The organism is Achromobacter sp. Root565 (genome assembly GCF_001427425.1).
In the GTDB taxonomy this organism is placed as follows: Bacteria; Pseudomonadota; Gammaproteobacteria; order Burkholderiales; family Burkholderiaceae_B; genus Achromobacter; species Achromobacter spanius_D.
In genome coordinates, this window is the sequence record NZ_LMGO01000005.1 from 772,820 (window position 1) to 796,390 (window position 23,571).

A 23,571-nucleotide genomic window follows, 5' to 3' on the forward strand; every position below is an offset into this window, starting at 1 on the left:
AGTACGCCCGGTAGGCGGATTTCTCCGGCTACCGGGCGGCAGAGGCAGGTCAGTGCCCGGCCATTATTGGTCGCGCTTGACTTCCTTGAAGTCGGCGTCGACGACGTTGTCGTCCACCGGCTTCGCGTTGTCGGCCGCTTGTTGCTGGCCGGCGGCTTGCTGCGCCTGCATGTCGGCGTACATCTTTTCGCCGAGCTTTTGCGACGCCGTCGACAGGGCTTCGACCTTGGCGTCGATCGTGGCCTTGTCGCCTTCCTTCAGCGTGTCTTCCAGGTCCTTGATGGCGGCCTCGATGCTTTCCTTCTCGGCAGCTTCGAGCTTGTCGCCGTACTCGGTCAACGACTTGCGGGTGGCGTGCACCAGCGCGTCGGCCTGGTTGCGCGATTGGGCCAGTTCGGCAACGCGGTGATCTTCCTCGGCGTTGGCCTCGGCATCCTTGACCATGCGTTGGATCTCGTCTTCCGACAGACCCGAGTTGGCCTTGATGGTGATCTTGTTTTCCTTGCCGGTGCCCTTGTCCTTGGCGGACACGTGCAGAATGCCGTTGGCGTCGATGTCGAACGTGACTTCGATCTGCGGCATGCCGCGCGGCGACGGCGGGATCCCTTCAAGGTTGAACTCGCCCAGAGCCTTGTTGCCCGCGGCGATTTCGCGCTCGCCCTGGAACACCTTGATCGTCACGGCCGGCTGGTTGTCGTCGGCCGTCGAGAACGTCTGCGAGAACCGGGTCGGGATCGTGGTGTTCTTCTGGATCATCTTGGTCATGACGCCGCCCAGGGTTTCGATACCCAGGGACAACGGCGTGACGTCCAGCAGCAGCACGTCCTTGCGGTCGCCCGACAGCACGGAGCCCTGGATGGCGGCGCCAGCGGCGACGGCTTCATCGGGGTTCACGTCCTTGCGCGGATCCTTGCCGAAGAATTCCTTCACCTTTTCCTGAACCTTGGGCATGCGGGTCATGCCGCCGACCAGGATCACGTCGTCGATGTCGGAAACCTTGACGCCGGCGTCCTTGATGGCGACGCGGCAGGGTTCGATCGTGCGTTCGATCAGTTCTTCGACCAGCGCTTCCAGCTTGGCGCGCGTGACCTTCAGGTTCAAGTGCTTGGGACCGGAAGCGTCGGCCGTGATGTACGGCAGGTTGATTTCGGTCTGCTGGGTGGACGACAGTTCGATCTTGGCCTTTTCAGCCGCTTCCTTCAGGCGTTGCAGGGCCAGCACGTCCTTGGACAGATCAACGCCTTGTTCTTTCTTGAACTCGGCAATGATGTAGTCGATGATGCGCTGGTCGAAGTCTTCGCCGCCCAGGAAGGTGTCGCCGTTGGTCGACAGCACTTCGAATTGCTTTTCGCCGTCCACATCAGCGATTTCGATGATGGACACGTCGAACGTGCCGCCGCCCAGGTCATAGACGGCGATCTTGCGGTCGCCCTTTTCAGTCTTGTCCAGGCCGAACGCCAGCGCCGCGGCGGTGGGTTCGTTGATGATGCGCTTGACTTCCAGGCCCGCGATGCGGCCGGCGTCCTTGGTGGCCTGGCGCTGGCTGTCGTTGAAGTAGGCGGGCACGGTGATGACGGCCTCGGTCACTTCTTCGCCCAGGTAGTCCTCGGCGGTCTTCTTCATCTTGCGCAGCACGTCGGCCGACACTTGGGGAGGCGCCATCTTCTTGCCGCGCACTTCAACCCAGGCGTCGCCGTTGTCAGCCTTGACGATGGCGTAGGGCATCAGGTTGATGTCCTTCTGCACTGCCTTTTCTTCGAACTTGCGGCCAATCAGGCGCTTCACGGCGTACAGCGTGTTGCGCGGGTTGGTCACGGCCTGACGCTTGGCAGGCGCGCCGACCAGGGTCTCGCCGTCATCCATGTACGCAACGATGGAGGGGGTGGTGCGAGCACCTTCCGCGTTTTCGATGATCTTGACCTGCCCGCCGTCCATGACAGCCACGCAGCTGTTGGTCGTTCCCAGGTCAATGCCAATAATCTTGCTCATGGTGGGTTACCTTGATTATTAAATCTATGAAAATTTGGGGAAAACTGCTTGTCCCCCCATAACTGGGGCTGCCCGTGGGGTTTTTCAAGACGCCGGGCTGGAAATTTCCGGGCCCGGGTCCTGCAGGCGGTGGATTGCCGCCGTGAACTGGGGCAATCCGGGCCAGCCGGTGATGCGCCCAAGGCGCTTGCCGGACCGGTACAGCACAAAAGTGGGGACGCCATGCAACGAGAACCGGCGGCCCAGCGGTTCGTCCGCGTAGACATCGGCCTCGAACCACGTAAGGCCAAGCCCCACCAGCGTTTCCTGGTGCAGCAACGCCGCCTGCTTGAACAGGTTGCAGTTGTAGCAATCCTCGCCCCACAAGAAGACGCAGCGCAGGTCCGCCCCGGGCGCCTGCACCACGGCCGCGTCGAATCCCGCGGTGTCGACATGGCGCATGCCGAACACCTGGAATACCTGGGCCGGGTCGAAGCGCGGGTCGGTCATGGCGGGAAGGCGGTTCAGCCCTGGCCGGCCGAAACGATCACCAGCGCGGGGCGCAGGGTGCGGTCGGCGATCACATAGCCCTTCTGCAGCAGTTGCACCACCGTGTTGGCGGGCTGCTCGTGGGGAATGGATGAAATGGCCTGGTGCTGGTGCGGATCGAACTTGTCGCCCTGCGCCGGCGCGATTTCCTTGAGCAGGTTGCGCTCGAAGGCGGCGGCCAACTGCTTGAGGGTGACTTCGACGCCTTCGCGCAGGGTTTCGACCGTCTGATCGGGCTGGGCCAGAGCAGCTTCCAGGCTGTCCTTGACCGGAACCAGGCTTTCGGCGAACGATTCGATGCCGAACTTGCGCGCCTTGGATACTTCTTCCTGGGCGCGGCGGCGCACGTTTTCGGCTTCGGCTTGCACACGCAGAAGCTGGTCGTGCTGCTCGTTGACGGTAGCCTGGGCGGCGTCCAATTGGGCGCGCAACTCGTTCAGCTCGGCCTGCGCGGCGTCCTGGGCGGCGGGTGCCGCATCGGCGTTCTGGCCGACTTCGGGCGCCTGGTCAGCAGGCTCGTGGGGTGCCGTCATGGGGAATCCTCCAAAAAGAATGGCTTTCGCAGACATGAATGGGGGCCAATACCCCTAATTCAAGCCCGGTTAAGCGAAATATTCCCCAAGGCCCGGCGCCACGGCCGGGCACCGGGCGGCGGTTTGCCTACTTTTTGCTCGGCTGCGCGGGAGCCACGGGGTCGCTGGCGGGGAAACTTTCCTTCAGGGCGCGGTCCACGCGCCTGTCGTCGGCATCCGGATCGGAGGGAATCGCGACCGGATCGCTCGCCGGAAACGTGTCGGCCAGGGCCTCATCCAGGTCATGTTCGACGCGATCCTCGTCGACGGGAGTGCTGACTTTGCCCTTCTTGACCGGCTCGCCAGTCTTGGGATCATGGTGCATGCGCCTTCTCCTTCAAGTCCGTGGTGTCTGGAACCCACCCCTGCAAGTATCGTTCCACCAGCCCCGACAATCCCGCGATCCAGGCCGGATCGTCGTTGATGGCAGGAATGTAACGGAACTGCTTGCCACCGGCCTCCAGGAAGGCGTCGCGGCATTCCAGGCTGATTTCTTCCAGGGTTTCGAGACAGTCTGCCACAAATCCCGGGCACACCACATCGACCTCGGTGACACCCGAGGCGGCTAATGCCTTCAGCGTCGGCTCGGTGTATGGCTCGAGCCAGCGGGCGGTGCCAAACCGGCTTTGGAAGGTAACTTCGATCTGGTCGCGGGGCAGCGAAAGCCGCTGCGCCAGAAGCCGGGCCGTTTCCATGCAGTCGCGGTAGTAGGGGTCGCCCAGCTCGATGGAGTAACGCGGCAGGCCATGAAAGCTCATGACGAGCTTCTGGGGCTTGCCGTGTTCGGTCCAGTACCGCTCGATGCGCGCGGCAAGCGGGTCCAGGTAGGCGGGATCGTCGTGGAAGCGCTTGATGAAGCGCATTTCCGGCTGATCACGCAGCTTGCCCATGTAGCGGGTGACCGCGTCCACGACCGTGGCGGTGGTGCTGGCGGCGTACTGCGGATACAGGGGCACCGTCAGAATGCGCTCGCAGCCTTGCTTGCGAAGGTTCGAGATGGCGAGCGGGATCGAGGGATTGCCGTAGCGCATCCCCAGTTCGACCGCGGCATCCACCCCGGCCGCCTGCAGGGCGGCGCGCACGCCGTCGGTCTGCCGCTGGCTGTAGACCATCAGGGGCGAGCCTTCCTTCATCCAGATGCCGGCATAGCGCGGTTCGAGCCGCTTGGGGCGGCGCGTGAGCACCATGCCGTGCAGGATGGGCTTCCAGAGGTAGCGCGGGATCTCGATGACGCGCGGGTCGGACAGGAATTCGCCCAGATACTTGCGGATGTCCTTGGCCGTCGGCGTGTCGGGCGTGCCCAGGTTCACCAGCAGCACGCCGACCTTGCCGGGCACGCGCGGCGGCGGATCTTCATTGAAGGGGTCTTCTTGCTCGGGTTCAGGAAGGTAGCGCTCAGGCCAGAGATACTTGAACAGGCGAAGAAACACAAAAACTCCCCTTCCTCCGCAAGGAGGATGTAGCTTTGAATGGGACTACTGGTTGTGGCTGAGGGCGTTGGACAACAGGCGCGCCGTGATGTCCACGATGGGTATGACGCGCTCGTAGGCCATGCGGGTCGGACCGATGACGCCCAGGGTGCCCACCACCTTGCCGTCCACGCCGTACGGCGCGGTGATGACGGAAACGTCTTCCAGGGGCACCAGTTGCGAATCGCCACCGATGTAGATCTGCACGCCCTGCGCCCGGCTGGAGACATCCAGCAACTGGAGCAGGTCGGTCTTTTTCTCGAACAGCGAAAACATCTTGCGCAGCCGGTCCATGTCGGACGCGATGTCGGTCACGTCCAGCAGCTTGCGCTCGCCGGAAATGACCACGGCATCGCCGTCTTCGGCGGCCTCGGCGCTGGCCTCGACGGCGGCCTGCATGAGGCGCGAGATGTCTTCGCGCAACTGCGCCAGCTCGGTCGACAGCGTCTGCCGCACGGCATTGAAGGACTTGCCGGCGAAGTGCATGTTGAAGAAGTTGCCGGCTTCCAGCAGCTCGGATTCGGCGTAATCCCGCTGGACGAAAAGAATGCGGTTCTGGACGTCGCCATCGGGCGTCACGATGATCAGCAGGACGCGCTTGTCGGACAGGCGGATGAATTCGATCTGGCGGAACACCTGGGCCCGCTTGGGCGTGAGCACCACGCCCGCGAACTGCGTCAGGTTCGACAGCAACGCCGCAGCCGCGTTGACGGCGCGAGTCGGTTCGGCGGCGGACAGCATTTCGCCCATGTTGTGCGGCTGAAGCTGGTACGACTGCACCGCCAGCAGCGAATCGACGAACATGCGGTAACCGCGCGGCGTGGGTACACGGCCGGCGGAAGTATGCGGACTATGGATCAGCCCCAGCTCTTCCAGGTCCGCCATGACGTTGCGGATGGTGGCCGGGGACAAGTCAAAGACTTTAGATAGCGTCCGCGAGCCGACTGGCTGCCCATCGGCGATGTAGCGTTCTATCAACGCTTTCAGTAATGCGCGTGCGCGGTCATCCATAGCGGCTATTTTAGGGAATCTTTTTCGGTTGGGGCGATTTTTGTCCCGCAACCCGATATACGGCCCCATATAATCGGCTAATTGGCCCATCCTGGGCGCATTCAGCTTTGCGGTTTTGCCCCTTTTCATTTGTACGCAGCCATGCACTTTCCCACCGTCGCCCTGATCGGCAGATACCAGGACACCGGCCTGGACACACCGCTGAGAGCACTTGCGCACGCGCTGACGCAAGCGGGCCGGCATGTGCTGATCGACTCGGACACGGCGCGCAATACCGGGCTGACCGAATACCCCATCGCCACGCTCGAGGAAATCGGCAAGACCGCCTCGCTGGCCGTGGTCATGGGCGGCGACGGCACCGTGCTGGGCGCCAGCCGTCATCTCGCGCCGTACGGCATGCCGCTGGTCGGCATCAACCACGGACGCCTGGGTTTCATCACCGACATCGCACTTCAGGACGCGCACGCCGCGCTTGCGCGGGTGCTCGAGGGCAGCTTCCAGATCGAAGACCGCATGCTGCTCGAAGGCAGCGTGTGGCGCGGCGACCAAAAGATGTACTCCGCTTCGGCGCTGAACGACGTGGTCCTAAACCGCGCAGGCCGCGGCGGCATGATCGAGGTCCGGGTCGAACTGGACGGCGCGTTCATGTACACCCAGCGCGCCGACGGCCTGATCATCGCCACGCCCACCGGGTCCACCGCCTACGCGCTGTCGGCCAACGGCCCCATCCTGCATCCGGGCATGAACGCCATGGTGCTGGTGCCGGTGGCGCCGCAAACGCTCTCAAACCGGCCCATCGTCATCCCGGACACGGGCGTGCTCAACATGACGCTCACGGCCATGGGCCGCGTCGAAGTCGGCGCCAGCGTGCACTTCGACATGCAGACTTGGTCCGACCTGCAACCGGGCGACCGCATCGTCGTGCAGCGCGCGCCCTATACCATCCGATTCGTGCATCCCGAAGGCTACAGTTTCTTCTCCACCCTGCGCCGCAAGCTGCACTGGAACCTGATGCCCGAAGCCTCCGACAACGTAGAGTAATTAGCGCCCCGACATGCTGCGCACCCTGCACATCCGCGACTTCGTCATCGTCGAACAGACCGAAATCCATTTCGGTCCCGGCTTCACCGTCTTTTCGGGCGAAACCGGCGCCGGCAAATCCATCCTGGTCGATGCGCTGGCGCTCACCCTTGGCGAGCGCGGCGACGCCAGCATGTTGCGCGAAGGCGCGGCCCGCGCCGACATCACCGCCGTATTCGACACCCCGAAGGCCCTGCATGCGTGGCTGGCCGAACGCGAGATCGACGCCGACGACGAACTCTCACTGCGGCGTGTCATCGACGCGCAAGGGCGCAGCCGCGCCTACATCAACGGCACGCCGGCCACCGTGGCGCAACTGCGCGAACTTGGCGACAGCCTTGTCGACATCCACGGCCAACACGCGCACCAGAGCCTGATGCGTCCCGACGCCCAGCGCGACCTGCTCGACGCGCACGGCGGCCATGGCGACCTGCGTCACGCCGTCGGCCAGGCGTGGAAGCAATGGCGCGCCCTGGCGCGCCAATTGGAATCCGCCGAAAAAGACGCCGAAAGCCTGGCGTCGGAACGCGAAAGCCTGCAATGGCGGGTCAATGAGCTCGACCAGCTCAACCTCGGACCGGACGAATGGGAAGCCCTGCAATCCGAGCACACGCGCCTGTCGCATTCGCAGTCGCTGCTGGACGGGGCCTCGCAAATTCTTGAAACGCTGGACGGCGAAGGCGACTCGGCGCATCACCGGTTGACCGCCGCGAACCAGCGCCTGCAGCAGATGCTGCGGCACGATCCGGGCTTGAAGGGCGTCCATGACGAACTGGAATCGGCCCGCATCGCCATCAGCGAGGCTGTGTCCGACCTGAACAACTACGTCAGCCGGGTCGAACTCGACCCGAAGCGGCTTGCGGACGTGGAAGCACGTCTTGGGCTGGTGTTTGAGACCGCCCGCAAGTTCCGCACCGAACCCGATGCGTTGTGCGAATTGCGGGAATCCCTGCATTCGGAGCTGGCGGCCCTGCAGGCCGCCGGCGACATCGACGCGCTGCGCGCCCAGGCCACCACGGCGCAAGCGCAATACGACGCGGTCGCCGCCAAGCTCACGAACGCGCGCCGCAAGATCGCCAAGGATCTGGGCAAGCAGGTCACGCAGGCCATGCAGACGCTCGCGATGCAGGGCGGCCGCTTCGAACCGACACTCGCGCCGTCCGCGCCTTCCGCGCACGGCAGCGAACAGGTCGAATTCCTGGTGGCCGGGCACGCCGGCACCACCCCGCGTCCGCTGGCCAAGGTCGCCTCCGGCGGCGAACTGTCCCGCATCTCGCTGGCGCTGTCGGTCATCGCAAGCCGCGCGGCGCGCGTCCCCACGCTGATCTTCGACGAAGTCGACAGCGGCGTGGGCGGCGCAGTCGCCGAATCCGTCGGCAAGCTGCTGCGCGAACTGGGCGAACGCCATCAGGTCCTGTGCGTCACTCACCTGCCCCAGGTCGCGGCCTGCGCCAACAACCAGTTCCTGGTCAGCAAGGCCGAATCCCGTGGCACCACGCGCTCCAGCATCGAACCGCTGGACGCCCAAGCCCGCGTCGAGGAAATCGCACGAATGCTGGGCGGCATGACGCTGACTGCGACCACCCGCGAACACGCGCGCGAAATGCTGGAAGGGTTCGGGCAGACCGCGTCCTGAGTCTGGCGCCACGTTGCGCATCGTTTGACCGATGCGCCAGCGCAAGACGCAAAAAGCCCCTTCAATCTGAAGGGGCTTTTGTTTTCGGCTAAGCCGCCGGAGGCGCCGGCCGCTTAGCCTGCCAAGCCGGGCTTAACGGCCCTTGAGGCAGCTACCGCAGACGCCGTACAGCACCATCGCGTGGCTTTCCAGCGCGAAGGAGTTGTCTTTGGCGATCTTCTGCTGGCGCTTTTCGATCTCGGGATCCGAGAACTCGACAACCTTTCCGCAATTGGTGCAGATGAGGTGGTCGTGGTGGTCGCCGTCATTCAGCTCGAAAACGGCCTTGCCGCTGTCGAACTGGCTGCGTGCCAGAATGCCGGCTTGCTCGAACTGGGTCAGCACGCGGTAGACGGTAGCCAGGCCGATTTCGACGTTTTCGCCGATGAGGGCGCGGTAGACGTCTTCGGCGCTCAGGTGCCGCTCACCCGATTTGCGGAAAATATCAAGAATCTTCAGGCGAGGAAAAGTCGCCTTCAAACCCATGTTTTTCAGTTCGCTTTGGTCGCTCATGGTGTAATCGCTCTCCGTCCGCGTTGGCATGGGCAAGGACTGGGGTCACCGCAAGCCGGCTCGCCGAATTCATGCCGCCTGGCGGAACTATCCTTATGAAACCTTTATGATAACGGTTTTGCTTGCTTCCAAATAATAGGGGCGCGTAGTGTCCATGTTTGCACGTATTCCCTCCCGCTCTCTGAAGACCGGTTTGGCCGTCGCCGCCCTGGCCGTCGCCTTGGCGGGCTGCACCTCGAACAAATGGGGCTTTCCGTACAAAGCTCCGGTCCAGCAGGGTAACTGGATCACGCAGGAACAGGTTGCACTGCTCCAGCCCGGCATGACCCGCGAACAAGTCCGTTTCGCGCTCGGCAGCCCCACGCTCACCAGCGTGCTGCACGCCAACCGCTGGGACTACCCGTACTATTTCAAGCCCGGTTACGGCAACTCGCAAGAGCGCAAATTCACCGTCTGGTTCGAAAACGACCGCCTCGTGCGCTGGGAAGGCGACAAGCAGCCTGACCTGCAGCCCTACCAGATCAACACGCCGGACGCCATTTCCGACGAAAAGACCGACAAGCGCCTGGATCAGGACGAGACCCGCGTCAAGGAAGAGCAGGACGAACAGAAGCGCGACGCCGATGCGCCCGTCAGCCCGCTCAACCAGTATCCGGGCCAGCCGGGCAACGCGCCCGAGCCGCTGCTCTAAATCCAAGGATTTTTTATGCGTATTGCTATTGCCGGCGCCAACGGCCGCATGGGCCAGATGTTGATCGAGGCCATTCTCAAGGCCGATGGCCTGGAACTGGCCGTTGCGCTGGACCTTCCGGGCTCCGCCTCGCTGGGCCGCGATGCCGGCGCCACGCTGGGCAAGCAGACGGGCGTGGCCATCACGGACGATCTGGACGCCCTTGCCGGCGCCGATTGCCTGATCGACTTCACCCGCCCCGAAGGCACGCTCAAGCACCTGGAAGCCTGCGTCAAACACGGCGTGAAAGCCGTCATTGGCACGACCGGTTTTGACGACAATGGCCGCGCCGCGATCGAAGTCGCTGCGCAAAAGACGGCCATCGTGTTCGCCCCCAACATGAGCGTGGGCGTCAATGCCACGCTCAAGCTGCTGGACATGGCGGCCCGCATCCTGAACGCCGGCTATGACGTCGAAGTGTTCGAAGCGCATCATCGCAACAAGGTCGATGCGCCGTCGGGCACCGCTCTGAAGATGGGCGAGACCATTGCTTCCGCCTGGGACGTCGCGCTGCCCGATGTCGCCACCTGGAGCCGCCACGGCGACACCGGCGTGCGCAAACCCGGCACCATCGGCTTTTCGGTGCTGCGCGGCGGCGACATCGTCGGCGACCACACCGTGTCGTTCTGCGGCATCGGCGAGCGCATCGAGATCACGCACCGCTCGTCCAGCCGCGCGACCTACGCGGAAGGCGCGCTGCGCGCCGCGCGTTTCCTGGAAGGCAAGACCAACGGCCTGTACGACATGCAGTCCGTGCTGGGACTCTGATCCAATCCACGGCGCCAAAAACAAAGGACCCCTCGGGGTCCTTTTTTTCATGCCGTGTTCCTGCCGTTCTTCAGGCCCGGCCGGTCACACCACGACGGGTTCGGGCTCCAGCCGCACGCCATAGCGCTCAGCCACGGCGTCCTGCACCGCGCGCGCCAGGCCCATGATGTCCGCGGCCGTGGCGCCACCGCGGTTGATCAGCACGAGCGCCTGGCGATCGTGCACGCCAGCTGCGCCCAGCGCCTTGCCCTTCCAGCCGCATTGGTCGATCAGCCAGCCGGCAGCCAGCTTGTGGCGGCCATCAGACTGCGGATACGACACGAGGCCGGGAAAGCGCGCCGCCAGCGCGTCGCGCTGCGCAGCCGGCACGATCGGATTCTTGAAGAAGCTGCCCGCATTGCCGGTGACGGCGGGGTCCGGCAGCTTGGCGCGCCGGATCTCGCAGACCGCCTCGAACACGTCGCGCGCGCGGGGCGATCCGGCCGCCAGCCGCGCATGACGTTGCAGATCGGGATATTCCAGCACCGGCCGCCAGGGCCGCGGCAACGCGAAGCGTACGCTCACGATGATCCAGCGGCCGGGCTCGTCATGCTTGAACGTGCTGTCGCGGTACGAAAACCGGCAATCGGCCGCCTGCATCTCAACAAAGCGCGCCTTGCGCACATCCCACGCCGTCAGGCCATGAAAGCGTTCCTGCAGCTCGACGCCGTACGCGCCGATGTTCTGCACGGGCGAGGCGCCCACCGTACCGGGAATCAACGCCAGGTTCTCGAGGCCGTCCCAGCCCTGCGCCACGCACGCCGACACAAAACCGTGCCAGCTCTCGCCGCCCGCGGCTTCGACGATCCAAGCGTCGGGCCGCGCTTCCACGAGGCGCACGCCCTGGAAAGCCACACGAGCGACCAGGCCCGGCACGCGCTCAGGCAGCACCACGTTGCTGCCTCCGCCCAGCACCAGCAGCGACGGCGCCGCTTGCGCGAGCGCCGACAAGGCAGGCAATTGCGCCGGATCGCGCACCGCGACGAACGCGTCGGACCGGGATGCGAGTCCCAGCGTATTCAGGCGGGTGAGGTCCTGCACGGCCGGAGACAAGGAATCGGGCGCGGGGCCGGCGAAGGAATTTGACATGGGTGCTACGTGGTGTGCTATAGTTTCTGTCTTCGCTCAGTTTACTTGATTGAGTGCTTGACCCGATTTGAAGTTCAAATCACAGCCAGCAAGACCGGCTCAGGACAAGCTCAAAAAATCGTGCTAGACTGCGCGCCTTCTGATCGATAACCAAGTTGATCAGAGTGAATAAGAAAAGCGGTTCTGAGCAGTTTGCGGAACCAATGCGGGAGTAGCTCAGTTGGTAGAGCGCAACCTTGCCAAGGTTGAGGTCGCGAGTTCGAGACTCGTCTCCCGCTCCAGATTTTGATGTGCAGCGTTTTTCAATTCTGCAGATCGTTGAAAGCAAGGGCCGAAAGGCCCTTTTTTCATGCCTGAAGGCCAAGCCTTGCCGTACACACGGACCGGCTTGAGGGATGAAAAAATTAATGTATACTCTCGCCTCGCTGATCGCACAGCCGCCGGAATCGTCAAGATCCAAACGGGCCATCAGCGACTAGGGCAGTATGCAAATGCGGGAGTAGCTCAGTTGGTAGAGCGCAACCTTGCCAAGGTTGAGGTCGCGAGTTCGAGACTCGTCTCCCGCTCCAGATTTCGGTCTGCAGTGCAAAGACCCTTAAAAGCATGTACAATCGCTGTCTTTGGTGAACAGCCCTGATACCAAAACAGGCATTCATCAAAATAAGTGAATAGCAGTAATACAGCAGCAAAGCAGTACCCCCGCGGGAGTAGCTCAGTTGGTAGAGCGCAACCTTGCCAAGGTTGAGGTCGCGAGTTCGAGACTCGTCTCCCGCTCCAAATACAAAGAGGAAGCATCGGCCCACACCGCGCTTCCTTTTTTCTTGCAAGTGCTGGCGCAATGGCAGAGTGGTTATGCAGCGGATTGCAAATCCGTGTACGTCGGTTCGATTCCGGCTTGCGCCTCCAGCATCTTTTCCCCTCTCCCCTGCATCTCGTTACCCATCCCTACGCCCGGTCAGCCGGATGATTGTTATGGTGACCCCGTTTTCATTTGAACGATGAGTCCATGCACAACATCCCGGAATCGCAGCCGCGCCGCTTTGCTACCCGCCCCGCTTTCCTGAGCCTGTCCGCCGCCGCGTTGATCGCACTTGCGCCCCTTGCCGCGGAGGCGCACGACAAGCACCATCACCACCGCCACAAGGGCGGCGAGTACAAGGAAAAGTATTGGGATGGCGCCTGCAAGGTCGAACGCAAGTGGAAGCGCAATGGCGACTACAGCGAAAAGCGCAAATGCCGTGACGACTATGCTTATGGCTACGCGCCGCAACCCGTGGCGGTACCGGTGATGCCGGTGCAACCTGGCATCGTCATCTCGCCCACGATCGTCATCCGCCCCTGAGACCATGGATCAATCGGTAAAGGACGCCCTCGCCCGCTGGCCGAATGTGCCGGCCGTCTACGGATGGCTGTCGCTGGATGCGCGCGGCCGCTGGCGTCTTCATCCGCAAGGCCAGGCCAATGACGGCGGGCCGGGCGAGCCGATCACCAATACGCAGATCCTGGAGTTCATCAGCCGCAACTACGAGCGCGATGATGCGGGCCGCTGGTTTTTCCAGAACGGCCCGCAGCGGGTATTCGTGCGCCTGGACGCGGCGCCCTTTGTGTTGCGGCTTGCCGATGACAATCGCAGCCTCATCACGCACACGGACGCGTCCGTCGACGCGGTCAGCGCGTGGTGGCTGGATGATGAAGGCCAGCTCTACGCATCGACGCCGATGGGCGCCGGCATCGTGCTGGACCGCGATTTGCAGCCGCTGCTGGAGATGATGCGGACGCAAGCTGGTGCCCCGCTGATGGACGCGCTGGCCGAACTGGCGGCTAGCCATTCGATTACGGCCGTCTGGCCTGACGTGTACGCGGCCGCGCCGCTGCACGCAATCGCGCAGGCAGACATCGCCGCGCGCCTGGGATTCGACCCCGCCCCGCACGCCCCCGCGGCCTGACGGGTCAGCGCGAACTCAGAACATCCCGTTGCCGTTTGCGGCTTTCTCGGGGATGGGTTGCACGGCGTCCCAATGCTCGACGATCTTGCCGCCTTCCAGGCGAAAGATGTCAATGATGGCGTTGCCGCGCGTGCCCGGCTCGCGCACCGCGTGGACATGCAGGATGACGTAATCGCCGTCAGTGAACACACGCTTGATTTCGCTATGCGAGGCGGGATATTTGTCGCGCAGGAATGCGATGAATTGCCGGAAGCCTTCCGGGCCGTCCGCCGCGTTGGGATTGTGCTGCACATAGCGATCGCCCACGTACTCGAGCGCGGCGTCCGCGTCTTTCTGGTTCAGGCCTTTTTCATAGAACGCCAGCACGGCCGCCTTGTTGGCGGCTTCCTGCTCAGGGGAGGCTTGAACGGTGCAGGCCAGGGCGGAAAATAGCAGTGCAGCAAACGCGCGCATGAACACAGGCCGTGACATAGCGACTCCAGTAATAAGTGAAAAAGGGCGAGGCCATTCTATGGCCCCGCCCTCGCGCAGGCCACGTCCGGCCCGGTCAACAGTGTGATGCGCGGAGCGGTCAGCGGCGGCCGCTTTTGACCAGCGCGAACTTGCCGTCGCCCAGCAGCGCCAGCACGGCAGCCGCCACCGTCAGGAAGATCGGATATTCCCAGCCGCCACCCGGATTGCCGAAACCCCAGCCATTGCCGAAGTGGACCGTCGAGGCCACAAAGAGCTGCACCACGGCAATCGCAGCCACCCAGCGCGGCACCACGCCCAGGATCAGCAGGATGCCGCCGGCCACTTCGAAGAACGTGACGGGATAGGCCAGCCAGCTTGCAAAGCCGATCTTGGCGAAAAACTGCGCGGTGCCGGGAAGCGTGAACACCAGCAGCTTGGTCAGGCCATGGGCCAGGAACATCACGCCCAGCGCCACGCGCAGGAGCAGCGCGGCATACGGCGCGGTACGGGAATCAATCATTGCAGTCATCCTTGTGCAGAAATGCGAATCGTCCGGAACGGGCAGATTCTTCATGGGCCGTATTCTTGCGATTCCAAAAACAAAGATAAACATGCAGAATTGCAAATTATTGTTCCTCGATAGGAAACAATCTTGGACACCCATACCGCCATGCAGACCTATGCCAAGGTCGTGGAACTGGGCTCATTTGCGGCGGCTGCCGACAAGATGGGTCAGGCGCGATCCGTGGTGACGCGGCAGATCGCGTATCTAGAGCAGAAGTACGGCGTACGGCTGCTGAATCGCACCACCCGAAAGCTCAGCATGACTGACGCCGGGCGCGCCTTCTACGAACGGGTCCGGCCCATTCTGGCGGAAGTCTCCGACTTGGAGCTGTCGCTGCAGGCCGAAGGCCAGCGGCCCAGCGGACGGTTGCGGGTCAGCGCGCCCGTGTCCTTCGGCATCCTGCATCTGGGGCCGGCCATCGCCGAATACCTGCAGCGTTATCCGGACGTGGTGATCGATCTGGACCTGAACGATCGCGTGGTTGATCTGGTCGAGGACGGCTACGACGTCGCGGTGCGCATCGGCCCGCTGGTGGATTCGTCACTAGTGGCCAGGCCCCTGGCGCCGCAGCAACTGCTGGTCTGCGCGGCGCCCACGTACCTGAAACGCCACGGCTCGCCCGCCGTGCCGGAAGACCTGAAGCAGCATCGCTGCCTGCACTACGCCTATGCCAGCACGGGCAACGAATGGCATTTCGAGAAAGACGGCGTGACGCATCTGGTGCGCGTGAACGCGGCGCTGCGGGCCAATAACGGCGACGTGCTGCGTACCGCCGCGCTGGCCGGCCACGGCATCATCCTGCAGCCGGAATTCCTGGTCGGAGACGACATACGCGCCGGCCGTTTGACCGCGCTCCTGACCGGCTATGCCCACACGCCGATCTCCATGGTCGCCGTCTATCCGCACCGCCGCTTTCTGTCGCCCAAGGTGCGGTCGTTCGTCGAGCACCTGGAAGCGCGGTTCGGCAGCCCCACGCCCACCCCGCCGGCCCGGCGCGCCACGACCCGCCGCAGCCGTTAGAATCGTACCCATGACCGCCAAATCGCCCCTCGAATACTTCCCCGCCCCGCGCCGTTCCCACTTTTGCAGCCAGTGCGGCTCGCCGGTAAACCGCCGCGTGCCGGAAGGCGACAACCGCGAGCGCGACATCTGCGATCACTGCGGGGCGATTCATTACCAGAACCCGCGGTTGGTGGTCGGCACCGTGCCCGTGTGGGAAAACCGCGTGCTGCTCTGCCTGCGCGCCATCGAACCCCGCTACAACACGTGGACCCTGCCCGCCGGCTTCATGGAACTCGGCGAGAGCACGGCGCAAGGCGCGGCCCGTGAGACGCTGGAAGAATCCGGCGCCAAGATCCAGTTGGGCGACATCTACACCATCATCGACGTTCCGCAGATCGAGCAGGTGCACGTGTTCTACCTGGCCCAGGCGATGGGTCCCGAACTGGACCCCGGCCCGGAAAGCCTGGAAGCCCGCTGGTACGACGAAGCCGAGATTCCCTGGGACGATCTGGCGTTTCGCACCGTCGCCAGCACCCTGCGCCTGTTCTTCGAAGACCGCAAACGCGGCACCTTCGGCCCGCATCACTACACCTTAGAATCCCACCGTTGAAACTGCCCTGGCTTGCCGCCGACACCCCGTTTCCGCCTGCGGAATTTGCGCTGACGGATCCGGACGGCCTGCTGGCCGCGGGCGCAGACCTGTCGCTGGAACGCCTGACCCAGGCCTATTCCAACGGCATCTTTCCCTGGTACTCGGAAGGCGAGCCCGTACTCTGGTGGAGTCCCGATCCGCGCATGGTGCTGCCCGTGAAGGACTTCGCGCCGTCGCACTCGCTGCGCAAGCTGCTCCGCCAGATCGCCGCGCGGGAATACGAAGCGACGCCCAGCGTACAGGTGCGGGTCGACACCGTATTTCCGCAGGTAATGACCGCGTGCGCGGCGCCGCGCGAGGGCCAGCCGGGCACCTGGATCACCGCAGCCATGCAGGAGGCCTACCGGCAATGGCACGACGCCGGCGTCGTGCACAGCATCGAAACCTGGATCGACGGCGAATTGGCGGGCGGGTTGTACGGCATCAGCCTCGGCCGCATGTTCTTCGGCGAATCCATGTTCACCCGCGTCCCGAATGCGTCGAAGATCGCGCTGGCGCATCTGGTTCGCTACCTGGATGCGCAGGGCGTCGAATGGATCGACTGCCAGCAGCAGACGCGCCATCTGGCCAGCATGGGCGCTGCTCCCGTGCCTCGGGAACGCTTTCTGCGGCACGTCCGCCAAGCCACCCAACAGCCCGGCATTCCCTGGTCGCGCGGCCGGCTGGACACGCGTGGACAGCTGCATCCGGATACACCCTAGGGGACGGATTGCAGCCTGCGTTAAGCGTTAATATTGAGCCACTCCCGTCCCGGGTTTGCCGCTTTCACGCGGGATATCCGATACGCCCGCTCCCATGAGCCAGCTCCAATGAGCCAGCTGAAAGAACTCCCCTTCTCCACGCTGCAGTTTTATGCAACGGCCCCCTACCCTTGCAGCTATCTGCCGGGTCGCCAGGCCCGGTCGCAGGTCGCCGCGCCCGGGCATCTGATCAACGCGGGCACGTATTCCCAACTGGTGGAACAAGGCTTTCGCCGCAGCGGTCTCTTTACCTACCGTCCCCATTGCGACAGTTGCCAGGCCTGCATTCCCGTGCGGGTAGATACGGCCGGCTTCGCCCCCAACCGCAGCCAGCGCCGCGCGTGGCGCGACCATCAGTATCTGCAGTCGTTCGTGGCGGAGCTGGCGTGGTCGCCCGAACACTACCGGCTCTACACCCGTTACCAGCAGGGCCGGCATCCGGGCGGCGGCATGGACGAAGACAGCCGCACGCAATACGCCCAGTTCCTGCTGACCAGCCGCGTCAACACCCGGCTGGTCGAGTTCCGCAACGCCGAGGGCGTGCTGGTGATGGTCTCCATCATCGACGTGCTGGACGACGGCCTGTCCTCGGTCTACACGTTCTACGACCCGGACATCGCCGATGGTCTCGGCACGTACAGCATTCTGTGGCAGGTCGAACAGTGCCGCGCACTGAACCTGCCGTGGCTGTATCTGGGCTACTGGATCGCCGATAGCCGCAAGATGTCCTACAAATCCGCCTTCCGTCCAGCGCAGTTCCTGGTCGACGGGGAATGGCGCGACAGTCCGGAGCGTCCGCCCCTCTGAATCCGCTTCGGCGTCGATCGGGATCGGTGGGGACGGATCAAATCGCTCTACAATCCCGCCCCATGTCTATTCTCTTCCACGCCTACCCCCTGGCCCGCCCGGCGCTGTTCGCCATGGACGCGGAAACCGCCCACGAAGTCACTTTGTCGGGCCTGCAGCGCGCCTACGAATGCGGCGCCACGCGCAAGCTCATGCACGCGCAGCCCAAGGCGCCCTGCACGCTGATGGGGATGCAGATGGCCAACCCGATCGGGTTGGCCGCCGGCCTGGACAAGAACGGCGCCTATATCGACGCGCTGGGCAACCTGGGCTTTGGCTTCATCGAGGTCGGCACGGTCACGCCGCGCGCGCAGCCCGGCAATCCCAAGCCCCGCATGTTCCGCCTGCCGCGCGCCAATGCGCTGATCAACCGGCTGGGATTCAACAACCAGGGACTGGATGCGTTCCTGGCCAATGTGCAGCGCAGCACGTGGCGCAAGCAAGGCGGGATCCTGGGCCTGAACATCGGCAAGAACGCGGACACGCCCATCGAACGGGCCGCCGACGACTACCTGATCGGCCTGGACGGCGTGTACCCGCATGCCGACTATGTCACCGTGAACATTTCGTCGCCAAATACCAAGAACCTGCGCGCCCTGCAAAGCGGCGACGAGCTCTCTGCCCTGCTGGCGCGGTTGGCCGACAAGCGCCGCGCCCTGGAAGACCAGCATCAGCGCCGAGTCCCGATGGCGGTGAAGATCGCACCGGATTTGTCGCAGGAAGAGATCGACGCCATCGCCGAAATCCTGCCGCGCCACGGCATTGACGGCGTCATCGCCACCAACACCACGCTGTCGCGCGACGCGGTGAAGGGTCTGGCCCACTCGGAAGAGGCAGGTGGTCTGTCCGGCGCCCCCGTGCATCAACTGTCGCTGGCGGTGATACGCCGCCTGAAGGAACGGCTGGGCAACAGCCTGGCCATCATCGGCGTGGGCGGCGTGCTGTCTGGCCAGGAGGCCTGCGAAAAGATGGAAGCCGGCGCCGACGCGGTGCAGCTCTACACGGGCCTCATCTACCGCGGCCCCGGCCTGGTCGGCGAATGCGTGCGCGCCGTGGCGCCTCGCTGATCGGCATATAAAGCCAAAATCGCAGGCAAAAAAAGGGGCCACCCTGTGGGTGGCCCTAATTCCAGCTCTGCTCTGTCACTCAACAGTACTACATTACTGCGCTTTGCGCAGCACCGTGCGCCAAATACTTAGGCGCTGCGGCGGCTGCGGCCGGCAACCTTGGTGGCGGCGTCAGCGGCGTCCGTGGCGGCCTTGAAGGTCGCGTTGGCGGCGGCGTTCAGGTTCGACTCGGCGACTTCAGCGGCCTGCTTGGCGGCCTTGGTCATCGAATCGTAGGCGCTGTTCGCGGTGGCCAACGAGGACTTGATCAGGGCAACGGCGCTTTCGGAGCCGGTCGGGGCGTTCTTGGAGAACTGGTCGACGGCTTCGCTCAGCTGTTGCTGGCTTTCGGCGATCTGTTCTTCGGTCAGCTTGACCAGGCTGCCTTGCACGCCAGCAACGATGTCATACACGTGCTTGGTGTAGGCCAGGGCCTTTTCGGCGCCCGGTTGCAGCAGGCCCGACGCGAACGCGGCGGCTTCCTGCGGATCCTTGACTTCAGCGGCTTGCTGCGACTTCTGGGCGACTTCGTCCAGGGTGGCACGCACGACCTTCAGGTTCAGCTCAACCAGCTTTTCGAAGCCGGCGAAGACGGCCGTCTGGGCAGCCACGATGGTGTTGATGCTGGCCTTTTGACGGTCCAGAACTTGTTGCGGAATTGCGCTCATAGAATGCTCCTCTCAGGGTAGCCGGAGGTTGTCCGGCAATAAGGATGGTTGTCTGCGACGAAATAAAAAACGTGCGCGGAAACTGGTACTACAAGCTACCGCCGGCCCGTTTGATGCACTGCACAAATGCCATTCTAGACTCGGTAAAAAACTTGTCAAGCAGTTTTTGTGCGGCGCAACAAGTGTTTGCACTTTATCGGTGCACGCGCCTGCCAAGGCTTGATTCTGCTCAAGGACTTGCCGGAACTCGGGAAATACCGGACATGACGCGGTATCAATTCTTTTCTACACTGTTTTCACGCTGATGACAGACAAATACCAATGATATGTCAGCGAAAGATAACTAATCGCAGCAAGCAAAACCCTGCAATCGGAGACCTCATGACTTTCATTCCCCGCACGCTTTCGGCCCTGCTCGCGGCCGGTGCCCTGTTCGCGGCCGGCGCCGCGCACGCGGAATACCCGGAACGCCCCATCAACATGGTGGTGCCGTTCGCGGCAGGCGGCCCGACGGACAACGTCGCCCGCTCCCTTGCGGAAGCCATGCGGCCCAGCCTGGGCCAGACGGTCGTCGTCGAAAACAAGGGCGGCGCCGGCGGCACCATCGGCACCACCCAGGTCGCCCGCGCCCAGCCGGACGGCTATTCCATCCTGCTGATGCACGCCGGCTTCTCGACCGCCCCCTCGCTGTACAAGAATCCGGGATACGACCCCTTCACCAGCTTTGAGCCGGTCGGCCTGGTGGTCGACGTGCCGATGACCATCGTCGCCCGCTCGGACTTCCCGCCCAACACCATCGCCGAACTGGCTGATTACGTCAAAAAGAACAAGGACAAGGTGTCGCTCGCCAACGCCGGCATCGGTGCCGCCAGCCACCTGTGCGGCACGATGCTGGTCGAAGCCCTGGGCGTGCAACTGCTGACCATCCCGTACAAGGGCACCGCCCCCGCCATGAACGACCTGCTGGGCAAGCAGGTCGATCTGATGTGCGACCAGACCACCAACACCACGCAGCAGATCGAAGGCGGCAAGGTGAAGGCCTACGCCGTGACCAGCCTGAAGCGCGTTCCCACGCTGCCCAAGCTGCCGACCATGGACGAGTCCGGCTACAAGGGCTTTGAAGTGGGTATCTGGCATGGCATGTGGGTGCCGAAGGGCACGCCCAAGCCCGTCGTGGACAAGCTGGTCAAGAGCCTGCAGGCCGGCCTGGCCGACCCCAAGTTCCAGGAGCGCATGAAGCAACTCGGCGCCACCGTGCTGACGTCGGAAGCCAATCCGGACGCGCTGACCGCCAAGGTCAAACAGCAGGTCCCGCAGTGGGCCGAGCTGTTCAAGAAGGCCGGCATCGAAAAGCAATAAGCCTGCTTCAATAACTCTGCTTCAAGCGGCCTAAAACAAGAAGCCCCTTCACGGGGCTTCTTTTTTGCAGTGTCCGCCAGGCTATGGCCGCATGGCTTCGGCCGCCAGGCCCAGGCCATTGAAGCCCGACGAAACCGAGGGCTCGTAGCCCAGGGCTTCGGAAATGCTGCCGGCGGTTTCAACCAGGGCCTTGATCCAGTCGTCCTGCAGGCGTTCGGCGGGCGCCGAGATGGAGAGCCCCGCCACCAGCTTGCCGGTATCGTCAAAGATGCCGGCCGCGATGCAGCGGACACCCAGTTCCAGCTCTTCGTTGTCGCGGGCGTAGCCGTGGCGGCGCACCAGGGCCAGTTCCCGTTCCAGCTTGTCCAGGTCGGTAAGGCTGTTGCGCGTATGGCCGGCCAGCCCCGTGCGCAGCGCATAGGCGCGCACTTGGCGGGTGTCACCGGTGGAAAGAAACAGTTTGCCGGTGGACGTGAGATGCAGCGGCGCGCGGCCGCCGATGGCCCGCACCACCTGCATGCCGGAGCGTTCGCTCCAGGCGCGGTCGATGTAGACGATCTCGTCACCCTGCTGCACGGAAAGATTGATGGTCTGCCCCGTCAGCTTGTGAAGTGACCGCATGGCGGGAATGGCGGCCTCGCGCACGTTCAGACGCCCCTTTACCAGCGATCCCAGCTCCAGCAGGCGCATGCCCAACTGATACAGGCCGTTGTCGACCCGCTCGACATAGCGGCCGACGACCAGGTCGTTCAGGATGCGGTGGGCGGTGGACGCGTGCAGACCGGTGGTGGCCGAGAGCTCTTTGAGCGTGACGGGATCCGGTTGCGCGGCCAGGGCGTCGAGCAGACGCATCGCGCGTTCGATGACCTGAATGGCGATCGGATGGGCGGAAGCGCCTTCGGTTTCGGCGTCCAGCGGATTGCGAGGGGTGGGAAGACGGGCCATGGAATTTTGGGCTGGTGCCACCGCGCAAGACACGCGTTGCGGCAATGCAGCAAACAGTTCTTATCCCGTATTGTGAAATTTACCAGCCGGTTTGGCAATCAGTATTTGAGCGGCGGGCGTCACCGGCGGCACCCCGCCGGCGCGCAAATCAGGCCGCCGCCGGGGGTGCCAGCTTGCCGCCCAGGCGCAGAACTTCGGCCCGCAGGAACTCGAGCGCCGCTGCGGCTGCCTCGGGTTCGCCCTTTACGCCAAGCTCGATATGGGGCGTGCCGCCCGCCTCGCCGACGCTGGGCAGACTGAACGCGCGCACGTCGGGCCAACGGCTTTCCACGGTGACCATCGACGGCGTGATGCGCGATTCCGGCATGCTGAAAACCAGGAAGGAATGCTCGACGTGTGCGCGAACATGCTGCAACGCACGATACCGGCTGTCGAGCGTCCATTCCAGCATGGGCCACGCCATCACGGGAAAGCCCGGCACGAAGGTGTGGTCCTTGATGAAGAAACCGGGAATGCGGTTGTACGGATTGGGGACGATCTCGCAGCCTTCGGGGAACATGCCCATCTGCAGCCGCTGCTGGTTTTCCGGCGCACTCATGTCGGCGGTGCCTTGCCCTTTTTCCGCCATTTCGCGTGTGCGCAGCGCGATGGCTTCCTCGGCTTCGGGATGCAGCGCCAGCGGCAGGCCAAGCGCGGCGGCCGCGGCCTGGCGGGTATGGTCGTCGGGGGTGCCTCCGATGCCGCCACACGAAAACACGACGTCGCCCGTGGCGAAGCTGCGCTTGTAGGCGTCCATCAGACGGTCGCGCTCGTCAGGCAGGAATTCGGCCCAGCTCAGGTGCATGCCGCGCGCGCCGAGCATCTCGACGATCTTCGAAAAATGCTTGTCCTGGCGCCGTCCCGACAGGATTTCATCGCCGACGATGATGAGGCCGATACGGCGGGCGGTGGATTCTGCAGCCATGTCCGATTCCATTGGTGAGAAAAGACGCCGGTCAGACGTCGATGACGCGGTCCTGCCGCAGGCGCTTGAGGGCTTCCAGGCCGTAGTGCGCGTAGACCAGCGCGGAAAACACCGGCAGGATAATCCACGCGGGCGGCAGCAGGTTCAACAGCGAGCAAATAAGACCGATGGTCCAGAAGCCGCCGTTGTTGCGTTCGAGGATCAGTTTGCGTTCGTCCGGGCTGGCGTGTTCGACGATTGCGTCCACGCGCATCATTCGCGAAAACGCGAAGGCCCACCAGAAGATCGACAGCACGATGGCCATGGGCGGCACCAGCCAGAGCGGCAGCGTCAGCAGCCAGCCGGCGGCGAACGCCACGGAAACCCACACGGCGTTCCACACGCTGACCGCGGTGGAGAACTTGCCGCGCCGGCCCACGGTGGCGTATTCACGCTGGCCGACGTGGCGCAGCACCAATGGCATGACGAAGACGGCCGCGATGGCCAGCCCCAGGATGCCGGACACCGGCAGCAGGATGGCCGCGGCAATGATCGGAATCAGCCAGATCTTGAGCGAAAAAATGCCGACCGCGATGAACCATTGGTCGACGCGATTGACGAGGTCCCATTGCGACACCTCGGCACGCAGCCAATCGTTCAGCGGCGTCCAGAAAAACCAGAGCAGCAGGATGGCGCCAACGAGCGCAATGAGAAAAGGCAGCAGCACCGCGAACAGCATGGTCGGGTGGCACTGCGACACGAGCGCGCGCTTGAACGCCTGCCCCACGCTTACGGCGCCCGCGCCGGCGCCGGCCAGGCGGCCGTTCCCGGAGGTGGGAGGATCAGTACGCAGAACGGTCATGGCAATCAAATTGAGGGGTGA

General features: G+C 63.8%; 26 protein-coding genes and 4 tRNA genes. 16 read left to right on the forward strand and 14 right to left on the reverse strand.

Annotation, left to right across the window (positions count from 1 at the left end; genetic code table 11):
- Window positions 1-63 precede the first annotated feature (63 nt).
- From dnaK to hrcA, 6 genes are all read right to left on the reverse strand, one after another.
- Window positions 64-1,989 (reverse strand): molecular chaperone DnaK, encoded by a 1,926-nt coding sequence (gene dnaK, locus ASD71_RS20160; RefSeq protein WP_056568727.1) that lies wholly within the window; start codon window positions 1,987-1,989, stop codon window positions 64-66.
- 84 nt (window positions 1,990-2,073) lie between these two features.
- Window positions 2,074-2,478, reverse strand: a complete 405-nt coding sequence (locus ASD71_RS20165; RefSeq protein ID WP_056568729.1) for a thioredoxin family protein — start codon at window positions 2,476-2,478, stop codon at window positions 2,074-2,076.
- Between the two features lie 14 nt (window positions 2,479-2,492).
- Window positions 2,493-3,050, reverse strand: coding sequence for a nucleotide exchange factor GrpE (grpE, locus tag ASD71_RS20170; protein ID WP_056568733.1), 558 nt, complete (start codon window positions 3,048-3,050; stop codon window positions 2,493-2,495).
- A 127-nt stretch (window positions 3,051-3,177) separates the two neighbouring features.
- Window positions 3,178-3,414, reverse strand: coding sequence for a hypothetical protein (locus ASD71_RS20175; protein ID WP_056568738.1), 237 nt, complete (start codon window positions 3,412-3,414; stop codon window positions 3,178-3,180).
- Window positions 3,404-4,519, reverse strand: coding sequence for a ferrochelatase (hemH, locus tag ASD71_RS20180; protein WP_056568740.1), 1,116 nt, complete (start codon window positions 4,517-4,519; stop codon window positions 3,404-3,406). Before hemH ends, ASD71_RS20175 begins: the two co-directional genes overlap by 11 nt.
- Window positions 4,520-4,564: 45 nt before the next feature.
- A complete protein-coding gene (hrcA, locus tag ASD71_RS20185; RefSeq protein ID WP_056568743.1) occupies window positions 4,565-5,569 on the reverse strand; it encodes a heat-inducible transcriptional repressor HrcA in 1,005 nt (334 codons plus the stop codon).
- A 141-nt stretch (window positions 5,570-5,710) separates the two neighbouring features.
- Between hrcA and ASD71_RS20190 the strand changes: the two genes are divergently transcribed.
- Window positions 5,711-6,610: an NAD kinase gene (locus ASD71_RS20190; protein WP_056568746.1), complete on the forward strand. Its 900-nt coding sequence runs from the start codon at window positions 5,711-5,713 to the stop codon at window positions 6,608-6,610.
- A 13-nt stretch (window positions 6,611-6,623) separates the two neighbouring features.
- Window positions 6,624-8,285 carry a DNA repair protein RecN gene (gene recN / locus ASD71_RS20195; protein WP_056568749.1) on the forward strand — a complete coding sequence of 554 codons (1,662 nt, stop codon included), beginning with the start codon at window positions 6,624-6,626 and terminating at the stop codon, window positions 8,283-8,285.
- Window positions 8,286-8,417: 132 nt separating this feature from the next.
- On the opposite strand, the gene fur is transcribed toward recN, so the two are convergent.
- Entirely contained in the window at window positions 8,418-8,837 is a 420-nt protein-coding gene (gene fur / locus ASD71_RS20200; protein ID WP_056568752.1) for a ferric iron uptake transcriptional regulator, read from the reverse strand.
- Window positions 8,838-8,991: 154 nt separating this feature from the next.
- Between fur and ASD71_RS20205 the strand changes: the two genes are divergently transcribed.
- Window positions 8,992-9,528: an outer membrane protein assembly factor BamE gene (locus ASD71_RS20205; RefSeq protein ID WP_056568755.1), complete on the forward strand. Its 537-nt coding sequence runs from the start codon at window positions 8,992-8,994 to the stop codon at window positions 9,526-9,528.
- A gap of 15 nt (window positions 9,529-9,543) precedes the next feature.
- A complete protein-coding gene (gene dapB / locus ASD71_RS20210) occupies window positions 9,544-10,335 on the forward strand; it encodes a 4-hydroxy-tetrahydrodipicolinate reductase (RefSeq protein ID WP_056568757.1) in 792 nt (263 codons plus the stop codon).
- 84 nt (window positions 10,336-10,419) lie between these two features.
- Here dapB and murB read toward each other — a convergent pair whose 3' ends face one another.
- On the reverse strand, window positions 10,420-11,463 hold the full coding sequence (gene murB, locus ASD71_RS20215) for a UDP-N-acetylmuramate dehydrogenase (RefSeq protein WP_056568759.1): 1,044 nt from the start codon (window positions 11,461-11,463) through the stop codon (window positions 10,420-10,422).
- A 205-nt stretch (window positions 11,464-11,668) separates the two neighbouring features.
- Between murB and ASD71_RS20220 the strand changes: the two genes are divergently transcribed.
- The 6 genes from ASD71_RS20220 to ASD71_RS20245 all read left to right on the forward strand — a co-directional run bounded on the left by ASD71_RS20220 (window position 11,669) and on the right by ASD71_RS20245 (window position 13,409).
- Window positions 11,669-11,744: transfer RNA gene (locus ASD71_RS20220), tRNA-Gly, on the forward strand.
- A 212-nt stretch (window positions 11,745-11,956) separates the two neighbouring features.
- Window positions 11,957-12,032: transfer RNA gene (locus tag ASD71_RS20225), tRNA-Gly, on the forward strand.
- A gap of 132 nt (window positions 12,033-12,164) precedes the next feature.
- A tRNA-Gly gene (locus tag ASD71_RS20230) sits at window positions 12,165-12,240 on the forward strand.
- Window positions 12,241-12,295: 55 nt separating this feature from the next.
- A tRNA-Cys gene (locus ASD71_RS20235) sits at window positions 12,296-12,369 on the forward strand.
- 100 nt (window positions 12,370-12,469) lie between these two features.
- Entirely contained in the window at window positions 12,470-12,805 is a 336-nt protein-coding gene (locus tag ASD71_RS20240; RefSeq protein ID WP_056568763.1) for a hypothetical protein, read from the forward strand.
- A gap of 4 nt (window positions 12,806-12,809) precedes the next feature.
- Window positions 12,810-13,409 (forward strand): DUF2946 family protein, encoded by a 600-nt coding sequence (locus ASD71_RS20245; protein ID WP_056568766.1) that lies wholly within the window; start codon window positions 12,810-12,812, stop codon window positions 13,407-13,409.
- A 15-nt stretch (window positions 13,410-13,424) separates the two neighbouring features.
- Here ASD71_RS20245 and ASD71_RS20250 read toward each other — a convergent pair whose 3' ends face one another.
- Window positions 13,425-13,880 (reverse strand): nuclear transport factor 2 family protein, encoded by a 456-nt coding sequence (locus ASD71_RS20250; protein WP_082579003.1) that lies wholly within the window; start codon window positions 13,878-13,880, stop codon window positions 13,425-13,427.
- A gap of 100 nt (window positions 13,881-13,980) precedes the next feature.
- Window positions 13,981-14,382: a DoxX family protein gene (locus ASD71_RS20255; protein WP_056569512.1), complete on the reverse strand. Its 402-nt coding sequence runs from the start codon at window positions 14,380-14,382 to the stop codon at window positions 13,981-13,983.
- A 132-nt stretch (window positions 14,383-14,514) separates the two neighbouring features.
- Between ASD71_RS20255 and ASD71_RS20260 the strand changes: the two genes are divergently transcribed.
- From ASD71_RS20260 to ASD71_RS20280, 5 genes are all read left to right on the forward strand, one after another.
- Entirely contained in the window at window positions 14,515-15,447 is a 933-nt protein-coding gene (locus ASD71_RS20260) for a LysR family transcriptional regulator (protein ID WP_056568769.1), read from the forward strand.
- A 10-nt stretch (window positions 15,448-15,457) separates the two neighbouring features.
- Entirely contained in the window at window positions 15,458-16,039 is a 582-nt protein-coding gene (locus ASD71_RS20265) for an NUDIX hydrolase (protein WP_056568771.1), read from the forward strand.
- Entirely contained in the window at window positions 16,036-16,782 is a 747-nt protein-coding gene (aat, locus tag ASD71_RS20270) for a leucyl/phenylalanyl-tRNA--protein transferase (RefSeq protein ID WP_056568774.1), read from the forward strand. The genes ASD71_RS20265 and aat overlap by 4 nt, the downstream gene beginning before the upstream one ends.
- Window positions 16,783-16,890: 108 nt before the next feature.
- On the forward strand, window positions 16,891-17,628 hold the full coding sequence (locus ASD71_RS20275) for an arginyltransferase (RefSeq protein WP_056568777.1): 738 nt from the start codon (window positions 16,891-16,893) through the stop codon (window positions 17,626-17,628).
- A gap of 62 nt (window positions 17,629-17,690) precedes the next feature.
- Window positions 17,691-18,734: a quinone-dependent dihydroorotate dehydrogenase gene (locus ASD71_RS20280; protein WP_056568780.1), complete on the forward strand. Its 1,044-nt coding sequence runs from the start codon at window positions 17,691-17,693 to the stop codon at window positions 18,732-18,734.
- Window positions 18,735-18,862: 128 nt separating this feature from the next.
- Here the strand turns inward: ASD71_RS20280 and phaP are convergent, their stop codons facing one another.
- Window positions 18,863-19,441 carry a TIGR01841 family phasin gene (phaP, locus tag ASD71_RS20285; RefSeq protein WP_056568782.1) on the reverse strand — a complete coding sequence of 193 codons (579 nt, stop codon included), beginning with the start codon at window positions 19,439-19,441 and terminating at the stop codon, window positions 18,863-18,865.
- Window positions 19,442-19,822: 381 nt separating this feature from the next.
- On the opposite strand from phaP, the gene ASD71_RS20290 reads away from it, so the two are divergent.
- The gene (locus ASD71_RS20290; RefSeq protein ID WP_056568785.1) at window positions 19,823-20,800 is read left to right on the forward strand and encodes a tripartite tricarboxylate transporter substrate binding protein BugD; all 978 of its coding nucleotides are present in this window, start codon (window positions 19,823-19,825) and stop codon (window positions 20,798-20,800) included.
- 81 nt (window positions 20,801-20,881) lie between these two features.
- Here the strand turns inward: ASD71_RS20290 and ASD71_RS20295 are convergent, their stop codons facing one another.
- The 3 genes from ASD71_RS20295 to ASD71_RS20305 all read right to left on the reverse strand — a co-directional run bounded on the left by ASD71_RS20295 (window position 20,882) and on the right by ASD71_RS20305 (window position 23,550).
- Window positions 20,882-21,745: an IclR family transcriptional regulator gene (locus ASD71_RS20295; protein WP_056568787.1), complete on the reverse strand. Its 864-nt coding sequence runs from the start codon at window positions 21,743-21,745 to the stop codon at window positions 20,882-20,884.
- A gap of 148 nt (window positions 21,746-21,893) precedes the next feature.
- Window positions 21,894-22,709 (reverse strand): molybdopterin-binding protein, encoded by an 816-nt coding sequence (locus ASD71_RS20300; RefSeq protein ID WP_056568789.1) that lies wholly within the window; start codon window positions 22,707-22,709, stop codon window positions 21,894-21,896.
- A gap of 31 nt (window positions 22,710-22,740) precedes the next feature.
- Window positions 22,741-23,550 carry an EI24 domain-containing protein gene (locus ASD71_RS20305; RefSeq protein ID WP_056568792.1) on the reverse strand — a complete coding sequence of 270 codons (810 nt, stop codon included), beginning with the start codon at window positions 23,548-23,550 and terminating at the stop codon, window positions 22,741-22,743.
- Window positions 23,551-23,571 lie beyond the last annotated feature (21 nt).

Bases quoted from the DNA above. Each gene is read 5' to 3' on its own strand.
- dnaK (WP_056568727.1), bottom strand. From the start codon at position 1,989: ATGAGCAAGATTATTGGCATTGACCTGGGAACGACCAACAGCTGCGTG.
- ASD71_RS20305 (WP_056568792.1), bottom strand. From the start codon at position 23,550: ATGACCGTTCTGCGTACTGATCCTCCCACCTCCGGGAACGGCCGCCTG.
- grpE (WP_056568733.1), bottom strand. From the start codon at position 3,050: ATGACGGCACCCCACGAGCCTGCTGACCAGGCGCCCGAAGTCGGCCAG.
- ASD71_RS20300 (WP_056568789.1), bottom strand. From the start codon at position 22,709: ATGGCTGCAGAATCCACCGCCCGCCGTATCGGCCTCATCATCGTCGGC.
- ASD71_RS20190 (WP_056568746.1), top strand. From the start codon at position 5,711: ATGCACTTTCCCACCGTCGCCCTGATCGGCAGATACCAGGACACCGGC.
- ASD71_RS20280 (WP_056568780.1), top strand. From the start codon at position 17,691: ATGTCTATTCTCTTCCACGCCTACCCCCTGGCCCGCCCGGCGCTGTTC.
- hrcA (WP_056568743.1), bottom strand. From the start codon at position 5,569: ATGGATGACCGCGCACGCGCATTACTGAAAGCGTTGATAGAACGCTAC.
- ASD71_RS20295 (WP_056568787.1), bottom strand. From the start codon at position 21,745: ATGGCCCGTCTTCCCACCCCTCGCAATCCGCTGGACGCCGAAACCGAA.
- ASD71_RS20275 (WP_056568777.1), top strand. From the start codon at position 16,891: ATGAGCCAGCTGAAAGAACTCCCCTTCTCCACGCTGCAGTTTTATGCA.
- fur (WP_056568752.1), bottom strand. From the start codon at position 8,837: ATGAGCGACCAAAGCGAACTGAAAAACATGGGTTTGAAGGCGACTTTT.
- ASD71_RS20250 (WP_082579003.1), bottom strand. From the start codon at position 13,880: ATGTCACGGCCTGTGTTCATGCGCGCGTTTGCTGCACTGCTATTTTCC.
- murB (WP_056568759.1), bottom strand. From the start codon at position 11,463: ATGTCAAATTCCTTCGCCGGCCCCGCGCCCGATTCCTTGTCTCCGGCC.
- ASD71_RS20240 (WP_056568763.1), top strand. From the start codon at position 12,470: ATGCACAACATCCCGGAATCGCAGCCGCGCCGCTTTGCTACCCGCCCC.
- ASD71_RS20290 (WP_056568785.1), top strand. From the start codon at position 19,823: ATGACTTTCATTCCCCGCACGCTTTCGGCCCTGCTCGCGGCCGGTGCC.
- ASD71_RS20265 (WP_056568771.1), top strand. From the start codon at position 15,458: ATGACCGCCAAATCGCCCCTCGAATACTTCCCCGCCCCGCGCCGTTCC.
- ASD71_RS20245 (WP_056568766.1), top strand. From the start codon at position 12,810: ATGGATCAATCGGTAAAGGACGCCCTCGCCCGCTGGCCGAATGTGCCG.
- ASD71_RS20255 (WP_056569512.1), bottom strand. From the start codon at position 14,382: ATGATTGATTCCCGTACCGCGCCGTATGCCGCGCTGCTCCTGCGCGTG.
- ASD71_RS20205 (WP_056568755.1), top strand. From the start codon at position 8,992: ATGTTTGCACGTATTCCCTCCCGCTCTCTGAAGACCGGTTTGGCCGTC.
- ASD71_RS20165 (WP_056568729.1), bottom strand. From the start codon at position 2,478: ATGACCGACCCGCGCTTCGACCCGGCCCAGGTATTCCAGGTGTTCGGC.
- phaP (WP_056568782.1), bottom strand. From the start codon at position 19,441: ATGAGCGCAATTCCGCAACAAGTTCTGGACCGTCAAAAGGCCAGCATC.
- recN (WP_056568749.1), top strand. From the start codon at position 6,624: ATGCTGCGCACCCTGCACATCCGCGACTTCGTCATCGTCGAACAGACC.
- dapB (WP_056568757.1), top strand. From the start codon at position 9,544: ATGCGTATTGCTATTGCCGGCGCCAACGGCCGCATGGGCCAGATGTTG.
- ASD71_RS20175 (WP_056568738.1), bottom strand. From the start codon at position 3,414: ATGCACCATGATCCCAAGACTGGCGAGCCGGTCAAGAAGGGCAAAGTC.